This is a genomic window from Agrococcus sp. KRD186, from assembly GCF_017168255.1.
GTDB lineage: Bacteria > Actinomycetota > Actinomycetes > Actinomycetales > Microbacteriaceae > Agrococcus.
On record NZ_JABFAP010000001.1, the window covers coordinates 1241880 to 1258476 of the forward strand.

19 protein-coding genes are annotated in these 16597 nt (G+C 71.2%); 3 read left to right on the top strand and 16 right to left on the bottom strand.

Features of this window, described 5'->3' with window-relative positions; translation table 11 throughout:
- Positions 1 to 14 precede the first annotated feature (14 nt).
- Together J1M46_RS05960 and J1M46_RS05965 are read right to left on the bottom strand one after the other, a co-directional pair.
- Entirely contained in the window at positions 15 to 959 is a 945-nt protein-coding gene (locus J1M46_RS05960; RefSeq protein ID WP_206446985.1) for a tetratricopeptide repeat protein, read from the bottom strand.
- Positions 956 to 2842 carry a hypothetical protein gene (locus J1M46_RS05965; RefSeq protein WP_206446986.1) on the bottom strand — a complete coding sequence of 629 codons (1887 nt, stop codon included), beginning with the start codon at positions 2840 to 2842 and terminating at the stop codon, positions 956 to 958. Before J1M46_RS05965 ends, J1M46_RS05960 begins: the two co-directional genes overlap by 4 nt.
- Positions 2843 to 3017: 175 nt before the next feature.
- Here J1M46_RS05965 and J1M46_RS05970 point away from each other — a divergent pair, with 175 nt between their 5' ends.
- Positions 3018 to 4094, top strand: coding sequence for an AI-2E family transporter (locus J1M46_RS05970; RefSeq protein ID WP_241249036.1), 1077 nt, complete (start codon positions 3018 to 3020; stop codon positions 4092 to 4094).
- A 27-nt stretch (positions 4095 to 4121) separates the two neighbouring features.
- On the opposite strand, the gene J1M46_RS05975 is transcribed toward J1M46_RS05970, so the two are convergent.
- The 8 genes from J1M46_RS05975 to rpsB form a co-directional block, all read right to left on the bottom strand.
- Complete coding sequence (locus J1M46_RS05975; RefSeq protein ID WP_206446988.1) at positions 4122 to 4406, bottom strand: hypothetical protein; 285 nt, start codon at positions 4404 to 4406, stop codon at positions 4122 to 4124.
- On the bottom strand, positions 4406 to 5071 hold the full coding sequence (locus J1M46_RS05980) for an aggregation-promoting factor C-terminal-like domain-containing protein (RefSeq protein WP_206446989.1): 666 nt from the start codon (positions 5069 to 5071) through the stop codon (positions 4406 to 4408). Before J1M46_RS05980 ends, J1M46_RS05975 begins: the two co-directional genes overlap by 1 nt.
- Before the next feature lie 30 nt (positions 5072 to 5101).
- Positions 5102 to 5650 (bottom strand): DivIVA domain-containing protein, encoded by a 549-nt coding sequence (locus J1M46_RS05985; RefSeq protein WP_206446990.1) that lies wholly within the window; start codon positions 5648 to 5650, stop codon positions 5102 to 5104.
- A 31-nt stretch (positions 5651 to 5681) separates the two neighbouring features.
- Positions 5682 to 6611 carry a phosphatidate cytidylyltransferase gene (locus J1M46_RS05990; protein ID WP_206446991.1) on the bottom strand — a complete coding sequence of 310 codons (930 nt, stop codon included), beginning with the start codon at positions 6609 to 6611 and terminating at the stop codon, positions 5682 to 5684.
- 22 nt (positions 6612 to 6633) lie between these two features.
- Positions 6634 to 7188, bottom strand: coding sequence for a ribosome recycling factor (gene frr, locus J1M46_RS05995; RefSeq protein ID WP_092918720.1), 555 nt, complete (start codon positions 7186 to 7188; stop codon positions 6634 to 6636).
- 42 nt (positions 7189 to 7230) lie between these two features.
- A complete protein-coding gene (gene pyrH, locus J1M46_RS06000) occupies positions 7231 to 7944 on the bottom strand; it encodes a UMP kinase (protein ID WP_206446992.1) in 714 nt (237 codons plus the stop codon).
- Between the two features lie 117 nt (positions 7945 to 8061).
- Complete coding sequence (gene tsf, locus J1M46_RS06005; RefSeq protein WP_206446993.1) at positions 8062 to 8889, bottom strand: translation elongation factor Ts; 828 nt, start codon at positions 8887 to 8889, stop codon at positions 8062 to 8064.
- Between the two features lie 11 nt (positions 8890 to 8900).
- The gene (gene rpsB / locus J1M46_RS06010) at positions 8901 to 9827 is read right to left on the bottom strand and encodes a 30S ribosomal protein S2 (protein ID WP_206446994.1); all 927 of its coding nucleotides are present in this window, start codon (positions 9825 to 9827) and stop codon (positions 8901 to 8903) included.
- 263 nt (positions 9828 to 10090) lie between these two features.
- Between rpsB and J1M46_RS06015 the strand changes: the two genes are divergently transcribed.
- Complete coding sequence (locus J1M46_RS06015) at positions 10091 to 10636, top strand: murein hydrolase activator EnvC family protein (RefSeq protein ID WP_241249037.1); 546 nt, start codon at positions 10091 to 10093, stop codon at positions 10634 to 10636.
- Here J1M46_RS06015 and J1M46_RS06020 read toward each other — a convergent pair.
- A complete protein-coding gene (locus J1M46_RS06020) occupies positions 10557 to 11459 on the bottom strand; it encodes a tyrosine-type recombinase/integrase (protein WP_206446996.1) in 903 nt (300 codons plus the stop codon). The two genes, J1M46_RS06015 and J1M46_RS06020, sit on opposite strands and share 80 nt — an antisense overlap.
- A 2-nt stretch (positions 11460 to 11461) precedes the next feature.
- Complete coding sequence (locus tag J1M46_RS06025) at positions 11462 to 12355, bottom strand: metallophosphoesterase (protein WP_206446997.1); 894 nt, start codon at positions 12353 to 12355, stop codon at positions 11462 to 11464.
- 34 nt (positions 12356 to 12389) lie between these two features.
- Here J1M46_RS06025 and J1M46_RS15305 point away from each other — a divergent pair, with 34 nt between their 5' ends.
- Positions 12390 to 13004 (top strand): acyltransferase, encoded by a 615-nt coding sequence (locus J1M46_RS15305; protein WP_342384292.1) that lies wholly within the window; start codon positions 12390 to 12392, stop codon positions 13002 to 13004.
- A gap of 9 nt (positions 13005 to 13013) precedes the next feature.
- Here J1M46_RS15305 and dprA read toward each other — a convergent pair whose 3' ends face one another.
- The 4 genes from dprA to J1M46_RS06050 form a co-directional block, all read right to left on the bottom strand.
- Positions 13014 to 14216, bottom strand: a complete 1203-nt coding sequence (dprA, locus tag J1M46_RS06035; protein WP_206446998.1) for a DNA-processing protein DprA — start codon at positions 14214 to 14216, stop codon at positions 13014 to 13016.
- Positions 14213 to 15700 carry a YifB family Mg chelatase-like AAA ATPase gene (locus tag J1M46_RS06040; protein WP_241249397.1) on the bottom strand — a complete coding sequence of 496 codons (1488 nt, stop codon included), beginning with the start codon at positions 15698 to 15700 and terminating at the stop codon, positions 14213 to 14215. Before J1M46_RS06040 ends, dprA begins: the two co-directional genes overlap by 4 nt.
- Before the next feature lie 38 nt (positions 15701 to 15738).
- The gene (locus tag J1M46_RS06045) at positions 15739 to 16092 is read right to left on the bottom strand and encodes a YraN family protein (protein WP_206447000.1); all 354 of its coding nucleotides are present in this window, start codon (positions 16090 to 16092) and stop codon (positions 15739 to 15741) included.
- Between the two features lie 81 nt (positions 16093 to 16173).
- On the bottom strand, positions 16174 to 16497 hold the full coding sequence (locus tag J1M46_RS06050) for a DUF2469 domain-containing protein (RefSeq protein ID WP_021011424.1): 324 nt from the start codon (positions 16495 to 16497) through the stop codon (positions 16174 to 16176).
- Positions 16498 to 16597: the final 100 nt, after the last annotated feature.

Genomic DNA, 16597 nt, shown 5'->3' on the forward strand with positions numbered 1-16597 from the left:
TCGGGCACCCAGCCCTAGTAGAGCAGCGTCGTCAGCCGCTTGCGGGCCGCGTTCACGCGCGGGTCGTCGACGCCGACGATCTCGAACAGGTCGAGCAGCCGCAGCCGCACGCCCTGCTTCTCGTCGCCTGTGAGCGACGCCATCAGGTCGAGCATGCGAAGGAACGCATCCTCCACGTGGCCGCCCGAGAGGTCGAGGTCGGCGACCAGCATCTGCGCCTGCGCATCGGCGGGAGCGGCTGCCGCGGCAGCACGGATCTCCTCGGCACCCTTGCCCTGCAGCCTCGTCAGCAGTCGCACCTGCGCGAGGCCGGCGATGGCCTCCGCGTCCCGCGGGTTCTGCGCGATGGCCTTCTCGAACGCGGCGATCGCCGCCTCGAGGTCGCCGGCGTCGATGGCGTCGTAGGCCTCCTGGTGCAGCGGAGGCACCGGCGCGGGAGCCGGCTCCTGCGCCTCGTCGCCCTCGGCACCCTCGCTCATCGGCACGCTGCCGGTGACGCCCTGCTGGGCCGCGAACTCGAGCACCTGCGCGAGCACATCGGCGATCTGCTCCTCCGGCTGCGCGCCGGTGAACAGCGGCGCGGGGCGGCCCGCGATCACCGCGGCGACAGTGGGCACGGACTGCGCCTGGAACGCCTGCACGATCTGCGGGCTGCGGTCGGCGTCGACCTTCGCGAGCACAAGCCTGCCGCGCTGCGCCTCGACGAGCCGCTCGAGCACCGGCGTCAGCTGCGCGCTCGGCTCGCTCCACTCCGCGACGATCGCGATCAGCACCGGCACCCGGCTCGAGAGCTCGACCACCTGCTCGAGGTCGGCGTCGGTGACCGTGATGACCACGCCGGGTGCACCGGCAGCTGCCACGGCCTCAGGCTGCGGTGCTGCCGCCTGGGCGTGCCGCGCGGCGAGCGCAGACAGGTCGACGGCTCCGCCGATCGATGCGGGCAGGTGCTCCTGTGTCATTCCTGTACCTCTCGTGCGTCCAGCAGCGACTGCGCGTAGCCGACCACCTGGATGCGGGCGCCCTCGGGCGCATCCGCAGGCGGCACCGCGAACAGCACCTGGAGCTGGTAGGTCTGCTCGATGCCGGTCTCCGACTGATCGACACCGGCGAGGATCGCGGCACCGGCCGACGCCGACACCTCGACGCCCTCTTCGGTCGGTGTGGTGCGCTGCGTCTCGGTGAACGACGTGGCCAGCAGCGCGCCGCCCTCGTTCGTGACGAGCATCAACGGCGCCGACTCGTCCTCGCCGTTGAACCATTCGAGGTTCGTCAGCTCGAGATCAGGGTCGGCTCGCTGCTCGTCCTTGTACGCCTTGCCGATCTGCTCGCGCAGCGCGTCGCCCTCCTCCTGGAACCACGACGCGAACTCCGACTCCTCGCCGTTGAGCAGCACGTCGGCGTACGCCATCGTGATCTCGCCCGGCTGACGCTGCAGCAGCACGGTGTTGTCCGGCAGGCTCGCGGCGCCGATCGTCGGGCTGGCGACAGCCGGCAGCTGCACGCCGGAGCCGAGGGTCGTCTGGTAGATCACCCGGTAGTTCGCTCGCGGCTCCGCCTGCTCGAAGACCATCGTCGACTGCGCCTGCTCGGCGTTCTCCCACGCGATCACGGCCATCACGGTGCGAGGCCAGGTCTCGGTCTGCTGGGGCAGCAGCAGCTGCACCTCGCCATCGGGGATGCCGGGCAGCGCCTCCGCCTCCTCGCTCTGCGAGCGAATCTCGTAGTTCGTCTGCCGTGCGGCGAGCATGGGTCCCGCGAGCCGCCGCGCGGCGGTCGCGGCATCGAGCTCCTCGTCGGCCTGGCTCACGACGTCACGGGTGCTCTCGAGCACCCGCTCGAACTGGTTCTCGGTGAGCGCCACCGGCGGCAGCGTCTCCTCGAGGCTCGTCGGCGTCGGCGCTGCCGTCGTGTCGGTCGGAGCAGGACTCGGCCAGTACTGCGGCCCGCAGCCGGTCAGCGCGATCGACGCCAGCACCGGGAAGGCGATCAGCCCGACACGGCGGCGGGCGCGCGACGCGGTGCGGCGCTCGGCCCTGCCCCGCTCCTGCTCCGGTCGAGCCTCGGGCTCGCCGGTCTCGGGCTCGGAGGCGGAGGGCTCGCCGGTCTCGGGCTCGGTGGTCGCCGGATCGATCGCTCCCCGCTCGCCGTCGGCGGATGCGGTGGGCTCGATCGCGCGATCGGGCAGCGGCAGCCCGGCGCGGGCGTCGCGCTGCAGCGCGCGCCGCTCGGCACGGGTGAGCTCGCGGTGCGAGCGGCGCTGCGGTCCGCGGCGGCGGCGATGCCGGCGCAGCGCCAGCAGGAAGAACAGCAAAGCCAGCGCGAGGAAGACCAGCCCGGCGGTCATCAGCGGACCGAACAGCGGCGTCTTCGCATCGAACGGCCACTCGACCCGCACATCCGCCGGTGCCGGGGTGCCCGGCTCGCCGGCGATGGCGATCGAGAATCCGACCGGCAGGTCGATGTCGAACTGCAGACGGCCCTCGCCCTCGTGCACCTCGATCCACATGTCGCTGCCGGCGATCGCCGGCACGGGCTCCGTGTCGCTGCCCTGCTCGTCGAGGGTGAGCACGTCCTGGTCGTCGATCTGCGCTGCCGCGTAGCGGGTCTCGCCGACCCAGCCGAGCACGTCGCGGTCGCGACCGACGACAGCCGTGACCGGGCCGTCGTCCGTGATGGTCAGCGTCTGCCGGCCGTCGTGCATGTTGAGCGTGTCACCGGAGATCACGATCAGCTGGGCGTCCGTTGGCTGCTCGAGCTGCGCGACGATCGAGTCCGGCGGCGCCCAGATGGTGCGCTGTCCGATGCCGAGGCCGAGCAGGACGAGCGAGATCACGAGGCTCACGGCCGCGAGGATGTATCGCACGAGTCAGGGGTCCTTTCACGCTCGCCGAGATCGTTGACTGGCCGTTTCGATGGACCGCGCCCGGCAGGCAAGCCTCCAGAGTACCTGAGGTGGCCCGATTCGCGCCATCCGAGGGCCGCGAGCCTGCCGGGGCGGCTGCCCGCGGCACTTTAGTATGCGGGGTGTGAAGATCAGGAACGGGTTTCTGCTCGGGCTCGTGGGCGGACTGGGAGTGCTGCTGGCCATCGTCATCGGCGCCAGCATCCAGCAGATCAGCACCGTGCTCGTCTGGGCGTTCGCCGGCATCTTCCTGGCGCTGGGCGTCGAGCCCCTCATCCAGTTCCTGATCAAGCGCAGGATGCCGCGCTGGGGCGCCGTGCTGCTCGTCTTCCTGGCGATCCTCGGCATCGCTGTCGGTGCCGTCTGGCTGATCATCCCGACGATCGTCGCCCAGTTCGCGCAGCTCATCGAGTCGATCGTCTCCGAGATCGAGGGCGGCGCGCTCGAGGGCTTCTTCGACTGGCTCCGCGAGACCTTCCCGCAGTTCGACGTCGACGTGGCGCTGGAGCAGCTCACGAGTGCGCTGACCGATTTCAACACCTGGTCGTCGCTGCCGCCCTGGGTGGCCGAGGTCGCGGGCGCGATCGTCAACGGCGTCGGGCAGCTGGTGTTCACGCTCGGCGGGGTCTTCATCGTCGTCGTGCTCATGCTGTACTTCACGGGCTCACTGCCGTCGCTGAAGTCGGGCATGTACCGTCTGGTGCCCGCATCCTCGCGCCCGAAGTTCATCGAGATCGCCGAGCAGATCATGCAGTCGGTCGGCCGCTTCGTGCTCGGCCAGTGGTTCCTCGGGCTGTGCAACGGCGTGCTGTCGTTCGTCATGCTCTCGATCGTCGGCTCAGAGCTCGCGGTGGTCTACGCCTTCGTCGCGCTCATCGCGTCGACCATCCCGCTGATCGGCACGATCTCCGCATCCGTGGTGATCTCGTTGCTCGTGCTGCTGCTCGACGGACCGGAGACGGCGCTCCCGGTCGCCATCTACTACCTCATCTACATGCAGGTCGAGGCCTACGTGATCAGCCCGCAGATCATGAACCGCGCCGTGAAGGTGCCAGGCGTCGTGGTCGTGCTCTCCGCCCTGATCGGCGGCACACTGCTGGGCATCCTGGGCGCGCTCGTCGCCATCCCGGTCGCAGCCGCCATCCAGCTCATCCTCAAGGAAGTCGTGATCCCGAGGCAGGACGCGAAGTAGGAGGCCAGGCTCTCGCAGCGCGAGCGATCAGTTCGCGCGCCAGCAGCCCGTGTGCCAGTGGCGCCGCTCCTCGACCGCACGCTCTCCGAAGATCGAATCCGCCCGCCACACGACCACGTGGGCCGTGCCCGCGGCGACCGTGCCACCGCATCCAGGGCACGCGTAGTCCTTGACGGAGCTCCGCTCGGACATCGGCTGCACGTGCCACTCGCCGGTGCCGCGGCGCTCGACTCGCGCGGTGCCATGCATGAGGCGGTCGACGTCGAGCGGCACGTAGGGCTGCGCGCGACGCTTCGGCCGCCGCGCAGGCATCAGTACCAGCCGACCGACTGCGAGTGGCCCCAGGCGCCGCAGGGCGTGCCGTAGCGGCCGGAGATGTAGCCCAGGCCCCAGGAGATCTGCGTGACGGCATTGGTCTGCCAGTCGGCGCCGGCGGTCGCCATCTTCGAGCCGGGCAGCGCCTGGGGGATGCCGTATGCGCCGCTCGAACGGTTCTGCGCGTAGACGTTCCAGTTCGACTCGCGCTGCCACAGGTTGTAGAGGCATGCGTACTGGTCTTCGCCCCAGCCGCGGGCGAGCACCATCTCACGGGCGACCGCCTGGGCGCTGCCGGGGTTCGGAGCCGCGGCACGGGGGATGGCGATGGATGCGGCAGCAGCAGCAGCGCCGCCGCCACCGGAAGGCGCAGCCACCACGGGCTCGGGAGTCGGCGTGGGGGTCGGCGTGTGCACCACGATCTCGTCGCGCACGAGCGCTGTCTGCGAGCCGGTGACCGCGTCGAGCGCCTGTCCCGGACGGTTGTCGCTCGGCAGGGCGGCCGGCTCGGCCATCACCTGCTCGCCGGGGCTCGCCGCAAGCGTCACGAGCACGAAGCCGGCAGCCGCCAGCAGCGACAGCCCCGAGAGCACGCCACGGGTGCGCGTCTTGCGCGCGGAAGCATGGGCGGAGCGAGTGAACACGAGGATCGACGTTATCACGGAACGGTAACGAAGCCCAGGGTGGTGTCGTCAGCGAACCGCCAGCATCAGGCTCACGACCGTGTCGAGCAGCCCGTCGACCTCGTCCTCGTCATAGCCGCCGAACTGGGCCTCGAACTGCGCGGTGCGCACCTCGCGGGCACTGATCTCGGGGCCGTCCTGCAGGTAGTCGGCGATGCGCGCGGCGAATCGGTCGACCTCGGCGAGGCGGTAGCCGCGCGAGATCCTGCTGACGCGGCGGAAGCGCTCGCCGTCAGGACGCTGCAGCGTCTCCAGCGCGTCGCGGGCGCGCTCGCGCACCTTCGCGTACCACTGCTCCTCGCCGTGCTCGAGGATGCCCCGCTCGTGCTCCCGGAGCGCGAAGGCCTCTTCGAGGCGCTCGAGCGCGGCGTCGACGTGGGCCGGCGAGTACCCGCCCTTCTGCATGGTGAAGCTCATCCGACGGATCGCGGAGGAATCGATCGCGGTCGCAGCTCGTGCATCGGTCGCGTAGGCGCGTCGGGCGTCCTCGAGGAAGTCCTCGACCTCTTCGATGTCGTAGCCCTGTTGCGATCGGCGGGCTTTCGGGAACGTGCTCATCGTCTCCATCATGTCAGCGGTGCCCTGCGGCTCACGCGTGCGTCACCTGGAACAGCGCCATCATGACCACCGCGCTGGGCAGGATCGAGTCGAGCCGATCGAGGAAGCCGCCGTGCCCAGGGAGGAACGAGCCGATGTCCTTGATGCCCAGGTCGCGCTTGATCAACGACTCGGCGAGATCGCCGACGGTGGCGCTCACCACGAGCAGCGCGGCGAGGATGAGGCCGAACCACCACTCCTGCCCCAGCATCCAGATCGATAGCGGGATCCCGGCGGCGACGGCGAACGCCGCACCGCCCAGCAGGCCCTCCCAGGTCTTGCCGGGGCTGATGCGCGGCGCGAGCTTGTGCTTGCCGAGCCACACCCCGACGGCCAGCGCGCCGGTGTCGATCACCGTCGTCATCACGATCATGGCCAGGATCCACCATTGGCCGCCGTCCTGCGCGGCGAGGAGCACCGTGAAGCCGCCCAGCACGGCGACGTACGCGATGCACAGCGCGCCCGCGGTGATGTCGGCGAAGACATCTCCCCTGCCGGTGCGCGTCGAGGGGTCGGCGAGCTCGATCAGGCGCACGATGCCGACGATCGCGACCGCTCCGAGCGTGGACCACCACATGCCGGCGGCACCGAAGTACCAGGTGACGGGCAGGATCGCGCAGCCGAGCAGCACCAGCGGCACGCGCGGGACGTCGCGGCCGGCGAAGCGCAGAGCGCTGGCGAGCTCGTACAGCGCGAAGCCGATGAGCACGACCGCGAAGACCATGAAGAGCGTCTTGACCCACAGCAGGCTGGCGAGCAGCGCACCGCCGAGCACCAGGGCGATGCCGACCGCGGCCGCCATGTTGCGCCCTGTGCGCTTGTTGACGCGGGCGCGGGTGGCCTCGATCTGATCACGGGCGGCACTGATCTGCGCCTGGATCTGCGCCTCGATCTCGGCGCCGCTCCGATGTTCGCGTCGCATGCGTCGCCTCCCGACTCCCCGATCAGACCTCGAGGAGCTCGGCTTCCTTCTTCTTCAGAGCCTCGTCGATGCCGTCGACAGCCTGCTTCGTGGCAGCTTCGAGATCCTTCTCGGCGCGGGCGATCTCGTCGTCGCCGACCTCGCCCTTGAGCTTCTCGAGGTCGGTCATGGCCTGCCGGCGCACGTTGCGCACCGCGACCCGGGCCTGCTCTGCCTTGTCCTTGACGATCTTCACGTAGTCCTTGCGGCGCTCCTCGGTGAGCTCCGGCATGGTGATGCGCACGATGGTGCCGTCGTTGTTGGGCGTCACGCCCAGATGCGGCGCCGCGACGATCGCGCGCTCGATCTCCTTCAGCGCGCTCTTGTCGAACGGCGTGATGATCAGCGTCCGCGCCTCGGGCTGCTGGAACGAGGCCAGCTGCACGAGCGGCGTCGGCGAGCCGTAGTAGTCGACGTTCAGGCGCTGGAACAGCGCCGGGTTGGCACGACCGGCGCTCACCGTCTGGAAGTCGTCCTTCGCAACCTCGATGGACTGCGTCATCTTCTCCTTGGCCGAAGCCAGCACATCGCTGATCACGTGGTTCCTTCCCTCGCTGTCGAGTCTATGGGGGTCGGGCGCTCAGGCCCGCACGAGCGTGCCGACCGTCTCGCCCAGGATGGCGCGGCGCAGCTGGTCATCGCCGTCCATCGCGAACACGCGCATCGGCATGCGGTTGTCCATGCAGAGGCTGAACGCGGTCGAGTCGACCACCTTGAGGCCGCGCACGAGCGCCTCCTGGTAGGTGATCTCCTCGTAGCGCGTCGCGTCGGGGTCATGCTTCGGGTCGGCGGAGTAGACGCCGTCGACACCGTTCTTCGCGACTAGCACCTGGTCGGCGCCGATCTCGAGCGCGCGCTGCGCGGCGACCGTGTCGGTCGAGAAGTAGGGCAGTCCCGCGCCTGCGCCGAAGATCACCACGCGACCCTTCTCGAGGTGGCGCGCCGCCCGGCGCGGGATGTACGGCTCCGCGACCTGTGTCATCTGGATCGCCGACTGCACGCGGGTCTCGGCGCCGGCCTGCTCGAGGAAGTCCTGCAGCGCGAGCGCGTTCATCACGGTGCCGAGCATGCCCATGTAGTCGGCGCGACCGCGCTCCATGCCGCGCTGGCTGAGCTCGGCACCGCGGAAGAAGTTGCCGCCGCCGACGACGATCGCGATCTCCACCGTGGCTGCGGCATCGGCGATCTGGCGGGCGATGGCCTGCACCACATCGGGGTTCACCCCGAGGCTGCCTGCGCCGAACGCCTCCCCGGAGAGCTTCAGGAGGACTCGACGGCGCGGCTGTGCAGACATGGGCTCCTCCAGGGGGTCGCGGCCCGAGCGCGGACCGTGCAGAAGCCTACCGCGTGCGCGTCTGCGGAGACGACGAGGGCCGGGGTCTCCCCCGGCCCTCGTCGTGCGTTGCGCTGGCTACGCGCCGACCTTGAATCGGGCGAAGCCGGTGACCGTGAGGCCGGCGGCCTCAAGCACCTTCGCGACCGACTGCTTGTTGTCGCGCGCGTAGTCCTGGTCGAGCAGCACCATCTGCTTGAAGAAGCCCGTCAGGCGTCCCTCGATGATCTTCGGCAGCGCGCCCTCGGGCTTGCCCTCACCGCGAGCGATCTCGGTGACGAGCTCGCGCTCCTTCTCGACCTGCTCGGCCGGAACCTCGTCGCGGGTGACGTAGGCCGGGTCGAACATGGCGATGTGCTGCGCGACCGCGCGCGCGGTCTCGGCGTCGTCACCGGAGTAGGCGACGACCACGCCGACCTGCGGGGGCAGGTCCTTCGAGGTGCGGTGCAGGTAGACCGCCTGCGCGTCGCCCTCGAGACGAGCGACCTTGGTCAGCTCCATCTTCTCGCCGAGCGTGGCGGCCTGCTCCTCGATGATCGACTGGACGGTGCCCGACTCTGCCGGAGCCGCGAGCGCGGCCTCGAGGTCGGCGGCACCGGCAGCCGCGACAGCGGCCACCACACGCTCGGACAGCGCGATGAACTTCTCGTTCTTCGCGACGAAGTCCGTCTCGCAGCCCAGCGCGATCATCGTGACCGCGCCGTCGCTGTCAGCGGTGGCGACGAGGCCCTCGCTGGTCGAGCGGTCGGCGCGCTTCGCGTTGCCCTTGGCACCCTTGAGGCGCAGGATCTCCGTCGCCTTCTCCACGTCGCCGTTGGCCTCCTCGAGGGCGGCCTTGGTGTCGCTCATGCCGGTGCCGAGCTGCTCACGCAGCATCTTGAGGTCGGCGATGCTGATGTTGGCCATGCAGCTGCTCCTTAGTTGGACTCGGACGCGGTGACGTCCTCGGTGGTCTCTGCGGGGGTCTCCTCAGCAGCGGCGACCTCGGCAGCGGGCTCCTCGGCAACGGGCGCCTCGGCGGCAGGCACCTCGACCGGCGCAGCCTCTGCGGCGGGCGCCTCAGCAGCGGGCTCGGCCTCGGCGGCGGGTGCTGCCTCCTGCTGCTCGAGCAGCTCGCGCTCCCACTCAGCCATCGGCTCAGCGGCGGCGTCGCCGCCGCCGTGACGCTGCATGAGGCCCTCGGCCGCGGCGTCGGCGACGATCTTCGTCAGCAGGGCGACGGAGCGGATCGCGTCGTCGTTGCCCGGGATCGGGTACTGCACGTCGTCGGGGTCGCAGTTCGTGTCGAGGATCGCGATGACCGGGATGCCCAGCTTCTTCGCCTCGTCGACGGCAAGGTGCTCCTTGTTCGTGTCGACGATCCAGACAGCCGACGGCGTGCGCTGGAGGTTGCGAATGCCGCCGAGCGACTTCTGCAGCTTGAGCAGCTCGCGCTTCTTGAGCAGCAGCTCCTTCTTGGTGAAGACCGACGTGTCTTCGAAGTCGAGCTCCTCGAGCTCCTTCATGCGGCTGAGGCGCTTGGAGATCGTCTGGAAGTTCGTGAGCAGACCACCGAGCCAGCGCTGGTTGACGTAGGGCTGGCCCACGCGCGTCGCCTGCTCGGCGATCGACTCCTGCGCCTGCTTCTTCGTGCCGACGAAGAGCACGCTGCCGCCGTGGGCGACGGTCTCCTTGACGAAGTCGAAGGCCTGGTCGATGTAGGCCAGCGACTGCTGCAGGTCGATGATGTAGATGCCGGAGCGCTCCGTGAAGATGAATCGCTTCATCTTGGGGTTCCAGCGTCGGGTCTGGTGCCCGAAGTGCACGCCGCTGTCAAGCAGCTGGCGGGTGGTGACGACGGCCATAGCCGCCTCCTTCATATGTTGCGGTTCTGTCGGCTCGGCCGGTGGCCGTGCCCCTGGCGCCCTGACCCGCCTCCGCCATCCGCTCAGGCACAGGGCTTGAGCAGTCGGACCGATGGAGGTGGTGTCGCGATGGGCGCGCGAAGTCATCGCACAGGCGATGCCCTCCTATGCTACATGCCCGGCGGGTCGCAGCGAAGCCGCGCTGTCCACCGGTCCGCGCACTGCCCGCACGCGCCGCGGCCGCGCGGGTGCACCATGCCCGCATGCGCATCCTCGTCGCCCTGCTGCTGCTCGGTCTCGCCCCCTGGGTGTGGCCGGTCGAGCCCCACGAGGTCGTCCGTGCCTTCGATGCGCCAGCGACGCCCTATGGGCCCGGTCATCGCGGCATCGACATCGCCGCGCCGGCCGGCTCCCCCGTGCTCGCCCCGCAGGACGGCGTCGTGCGCTTCGCGGGGCCGGTGGCCGGGCGCCCGGTGCTCTCGATCGAGCACGGCGGCGGTCTGGTGTCGAGCTTCGAGCCGGTCGAGCCGCTGGTGGCGGCCGGCGACACGGTCGAGCAGGGCCAGCAGATCGGTGTGCTGCAGCCGGGTCATGTGGCCGGCGCGGTGCGGCTGCACCTCGGTGCCCGGCTGCACGGCGAGTACATCGACCCGCTGACGCTGCTGGGTGTCGAACGCCCGGTGCTGCTGCCCATGGGTGCCCCCAAGCGCGGCGCCATGCCGCGGGGGGTCAGGCGCGCGGATGCGCCGTGCGGTAGCCCTCGGCGAGCCGCTCGAGCGAGACGTGCGTGTAGATCTGCGTCGTCCTGAGGCTCGCGTGGCCGAGCATCTCCTGCACCGCGCGCAGGTCGGCGCCGCCGTCGAGCAGGTGCGTCGCCGCCGTGTGGCGCAGCGTGTGCGGGCCGTGCGGGCCGGAGCCCGGCAGCGACTCGAGCAGCGCGGTGACCCGCTCGTGCACGCGGCGCTGGCCGAGCCTGCCGCCGCGTGCTCCGAGGAAGAGGGCCGGATGCGGCTTCGACGCGTTCGCGAGCTGCGCCCGCCCGCGACGCATCCAGTCGAGCACCGCGTCGAGCGCCGGCCGCCCGAACGGCACGACCCGCTCCTTCGACCCCTTACCGACCACCCGCACGGTGAGGCGCTCGAGGTCGACGTCGTCGATGTCGAGGCCGACGAGCTCGCTCACACGGAGCGCCGAGGCGTAGAGCAGCTCGACCACGGCCAGGTCGCGGAGCGCGACGGCGTCCCCCTCGTCCGCCGCGGCCGAGAGCTCAGCGAGCACCCCGTCAATGGCCTGTCGCGAGAGCACTCTCGGCAGGTGGCGATCACGCTTCGGGGTGCGCAGCCGGCCGGCCGCATCAGTGCCGCCGTTCGCGGCGATCCAGCGGCTCAGGCCGCGCGCCGCGGCGCTGCGGCGGGCGATCGTGGCCTTGCCCATCCCTGCCTCGGCGCTGGCGAAGAGCCAGTCGCGCAACGTCTCGATCTCCAGTGCCGCGGCGTCATCGATGCCTGCCTGCTCGCAGTGCTCGGCGAGGCCGCGCAGATCACCGCGATAGCCGCGCACCGTGTTCGCCGAATAGCCGCGCTCGCGCTCCAGGTGGTGGAGGTAGCCGACGATCGCCGCGTCGATGCGCACGCTCAGCTCGGCTTCCGGCTGAAGCGCTCCATCCGCTCGACCGGAGAGAGCTGCTCGACCTGCGCGACGAGGTGGGCGGGCAGCGTCTCGCGCGACTCGTGCGGCAGGGCCGGTACGACGGAGTGCGCCACCGCATCCGCGTAGATCTCGACGAGGTTGAACGACTGGGTGTCGTCGATGCCGTGCATCGCCGGCGGCGGCCCGCCGAGGTCGTCGGCGTAGCTGGTGGCTCCGGCGAGCATCACGGGGATCTCCGCGAAGGTGCCGGAGCCGTTGATGTGCAGATGACCGGAGAGGATCGCCCGCACGTCGCCGGCGCCGAGCACCTCGGCGAGACGCTGCTCGTCGCGGAACTCGAGCAGCCGCATGAGCCGGCTGCGGTACGGCAGCGGCGGATGGTGCATGACGAGCACGGTGCCGAGCGCCGGCGGATCCGCGATCGCCGCGGCGAGCCATTCGGCCTGGCCCTCGTCGAAGCCGCCGTGGTGCCAGCCGGGCAGGCTGGTGTCGAGCGAGACGATGCGCAGCTCGCCGACCTCGAGCACGGTGTCGATGGGGTCGAGCGGGCTTCCCTGGAGCTCGAGCGCCGCGCGCATGTGCGAGCGGTCGTCGTGGTTGCCGACGGCCCAGACGAGCGGCGCACCCAGCTCGGCTGCGACCGGCTCGAGGATCTCGCGCGCCAGTTCGTATGCCGCGGGCTCGCCGACGTCGGCGATGTCGCCGGAGACCACGATGGCGTCGGCGTCGGGCGCCGCAACCCGCAGTCGCTCCGCCGTGGCCCGCAGGTGGGCCTCGGTGTCGACCAGGTCGGCCAGCAGCGCTCCTCCGGCGAGCAGGTGCGTGTCGCTCAGATGCGCGATGACGCACGCGGGGGCGGGATGGATGCCGTAGCTCACGCGCCCAGCGTAACCGCGCTGGTAGGTTTCGGGCGTGAAGTGGTTCCCGATAGCGACCGCCCAGGAGATCCGCGCCATGCGGGAGCGCCAGGAAGCGCTCCTGGCTGAAGTCGAACAACTGCGCAACCGGGTCAAGGAGCTCAACAAGCGCGTGCTTCCGGGCCACGCCCGCGGCATCCACCACCACGTCATCCACGGCGAGCACACCCGCATCGATCCGACCGTGAAGTTCGTCAGCGAGCTCGGCGCGGACAAAGTGGTGCGGATCGGCGACCACGTCACGCTGTACGGCCTGTCAGAGTTCGTCGGGCCGGTGACGATCGGCGACGGGACGTTCATGAACCGCTCCTGCTATGTCCGGGCGAACACCACGATCGGCAAGAACGTCAACTTCGGGCCGTTCGTGAAGCTCATCACCGACGGGCATGAGGTCGGCGGCTCGGCCAAGCGAGCAGGCAAGAACCATTGGAAGCCAATCTCCATCGGCGACGGCACGTGGCTCGGCGCCGGCGTCACGGTGCTGGGCGGGGTGACCATCGGCGCCGGCACGGTGGTCGCGGCTGGAGCGGTCGTCACGAAGGACCTGCCCGACAACGTCCTCGCGGGCGGCGTGCCAGCCAAGGTGATACGCGCGCTGCCGGCCGACTGAGTCGCCGGCTCAGGCGCGCACCCAGCCGCTTGCGCGCTCGGTGCTGCGGCCGGCCAGCTCGAGCAGCGCGAGCGATGCGGTGACCTCTCGCGGTGCCATGCCGGTCCGCATGGCCAGGTCGTCGACGTTCCTGGCAGCGCGTCGGCTCAGCGCGTCGAGCACCCGCACCTCATCGCTCGTCAGCGCATCGAGCGGCGCCGACTCCTCCTCCGGGCCATCGACCAGCTCGACGATGTGCTCCGGCCGCTCGATGAGGGCGGCACCGTACTCGCGCAGCAGCCGGTGGCAGCCGGTGCTCGAGCCGGAGGTGACAGGCCCGGGGACGGCGCCCAGCGGCCTGCCGAGCGCTGCGGCATGACCGGCGGTGTTGATCGATCCCGAGCGCTGCCCCGCCTCGACCACGACGGTCGCGCTCGCGAGCGCGGCGATCAACCGGTTGCGAGCCAGGAAGCGCCAGCGCGTCGGAGGCACCCCGCTGGGCGCCTCGGCGATGACGCATCCGGTGGCGGCGATGTGGCGCAGCAGCTCGTCGTTGCCCGCCGGGTAGAAGCGGTCGAGCCCACCGGCGAGCACGGCGACGGTCGTGCCGCCGCCGGCGAGCGCAGACCGGTGGGCCGTGCCGTCGATGCCGTAGGCGCCGCCGGAGACGACCGCGAAGCGCCGGCTGACGAGACCGGCGGCGAGCTGGCCGGTCACGAGCTCGCCGTAGCCGGAGGAGGCGCGGGCGCCGACGAGTGCGACGGAGCGGCTGCATGCCTCGAGCGCGGCCGGATCGCCGCGCAGCCACAGCGCCGCGGGAGCGTGCGGCCCGAGATCGTCGATCCCGGACGGCCACTGCGCGTCGGCCGGGGTGAGCAGCCGCTGATCGTGCGCGGCCCCCTGCGCGAACGCGCCGAGGATGCGCTCGGCACCCAGCCGCGGCTGCCAGCGCGCGAGCGCCGCCTGCATGCCGCTGACGGCCTCGCACTCGCCCAGCTCGCGCGCCCAGCCGCTGAGGCTCTCGCCCTCGACCAGCAGCTGCAGCGCGCGCACGTCGCCGAGCCGCTGCCGCACCATCCCGGCGACGCCATCGCCCGGCTCCGGCAGCACAGTCCACGCCCCGGCCGCGAATCGCGCCAGCACGCCCTCGTCGTCCGGCGGCTCCGCGTCAGCTGGCAGCGTGGCTGCGACTGCTTCGCGGAGCCGGTCGAGATCGATCCTGAAGGCCTTCATGCGGGTATTCCCTTCCTGAGCGCGAGCGCTCCCCCGACGTGGGTCGAGCTCGGCGCGTCCGCGCCGTCGAGATCGGCGATCGTCCACGCGACACGGACCGATCGGTCGAGGCCGCGCATGGTGATGACCCCGCGCTCGAGCGCCTGCTCGAGCGGGGCGAGCACTGCGGGCGCGAGCGGCAGGTGGCGTCGCAGCCACGGACCCGGCACCTGACCCATCGCGCTCCAGTCCGTGCCGTGCAGCCGCCGAGCGGCGCGGGCGCGCGCCTCGGCGACGCGCGCCGACGCATCCGCCGTTGTGCGCCTGGGCGCGCCGCCGAGCCCGGCGCCGTCGGCGCCGAGGGTGACCCGCTCGACGCGCACCCGCAGGTCGATGCGGTCGAGCAGCGGCCCCGACAGCCTGCCGAAGTAGCGGCGGCGCGCCATCGGGGCGCAGGTGCAGTCGCCGGTGCCCAGCAGCCCGCACGGGCACGGGTTTGCGGCCAGCAGCAGCTGGAACTGCGCGGGGTAGGTCGCGCTGACCGCGGCGCGGTCGAGGGTGATGGTGCCGGACTCGAGCGGCTGCCGCAGCATGTCGAGCACCGCCCGCGGGAACTCCGGCGCCTCGTCGAGGAACAGGATGCCGTGGGTGGCGCGAGCCGCTGCGCCCGGCCGGATCGTGCCGGAGCCGCCGCCGACCAGCGCGACCGCGGTCGCCGAGTGGTGCGGATGCTCGAACGGCGGCAGCAGGTCGAGACTGGACGGGGCCGCCTGCCCCGAGAGCGAGCGCACGGAGGCGACATCGAGCGCCTGCTGCTGCGTCAGCGGCGGCAGAATGCCCGGCAGTCGCATCGCGAGCATCGTCTTGCCCGCGCCCGGCGGTCCGACCATCAGCAGGTGGTGGGCACCGGCCGCCGCGATCTCGAGCGCGTCGACCGCCTCGCGGTTGCCGACCACGTCGGCCAGGTCGAGCCCGGACCGCGCGCGCTCCGGCGCGAGCGGACCCGGCACGGGCTCGACGGGCTCGGGGTCGAGATCGGCCCCGAGCAGCGCGGCGGCATGGGCGAGGCTGGCGGCCCCCAGCACCCGCAGGCCCTCGACCAGCGAGGCCTCGTCGACCGAGGCGGTCGGCACGACCAGGCGGCGTGCGCCCGCCTCGGCTGCCGCGCGGGCGAGCGGCAGCGTGCCGGCGACCGGCCGCAGGCGGCCGTCCAGCCCGAGCTCGCCCAGCAGCGCCGTCTCGCCGTCGTCGGGCGGCACCGCGCCGCCGGCGCGCAGCACCGCGATCGCCATCGCGAGATCGAAGTGCGTGCCTGCCTTCGGCAGCGACGCGGGGGTCAGATTGATCACCACCCGTCCGCTCGGGGCCGCCAGCCCCATGCGCGCGATCGCGCTCCAGGTGCGGTGGCGCGCCTGCTGCACGGCCGGGCCCGGCAGCCCCACGATGTGGACGACCGGCAGGCCCGCCGAGGCGTGCACCTCGATCTGCACGCCGACGCCCTGCATGCCGCGCAGCACGACGCAGTCCGCGCGGCCGAAGCCGCTCACGAGATGCCTCGCAGGTGCTCGACGCGCCATGTGCCCTCGCGCGGGGCGATGATGCCCACCGCATCCATCCGCACCGGTCCGCGCTGCCCCGTCGCCTCGAGCCACAGCCAGGCGAGCATGCGCAGCCGCCGCACCTTGGCCGGCGTGATGGCCTCGAAGGGGTGCCCGTAGGCGAGCCCCCTGCGCGTCTTCACCTCGACGAAGACGAACGTCTGCCCGTCGACCGCGACGATGTCGAGCTCACCGTGCGCGCAGCGCCACCGGCGGTCGACGATGCGCATGCCGGCGCGCTCCAGGTGCACGGTGGCGGCGGCTTCCCCGTCAAGCCCCAGCTGATCCTTCGCTCGCATGGGTGCAGAGAAGCGGATGCGCGCGGTGGCGCGTGCGCGCGCATCGCACGCCTGTGGACAAGTCGGCCGAGGCCGCCTCGATCACTCCTCGATCGCGAGGTCCTTCGGCAGCTCCAGATCGCGCGAGGCGAGCTCCTCCACGTTGACGTCCTTGAACGTGAGGATGCGGGCCGACTTGATGAAGCGATCGGAGCGGTAGATGTCCCACACCCACACGTCCGTGAGCTCGAGCTCGAAATAGAAGTCGGTGCCGGCGTCGTGGCGGGTGACCTTCACGTCGTTGGCGAGGTAGAAGCGCCGCTCGGTCTCGACGACGTGCTTGAACATGCCGACGACGTCTCGGTACTCCTTGAAGAGGGCCAGCTCGACCTCGCGGTCGTAGTCCTCGATGTCCTCAGGTTCCACATCGCCATCCTATGGCCGCACGGCGAGGCTGAGGATTGCGACAAGAGATGCCCCGGTCGATCGTGCTCGTATTGCGAAGCGCGTAGATTCGGTTCCGGTA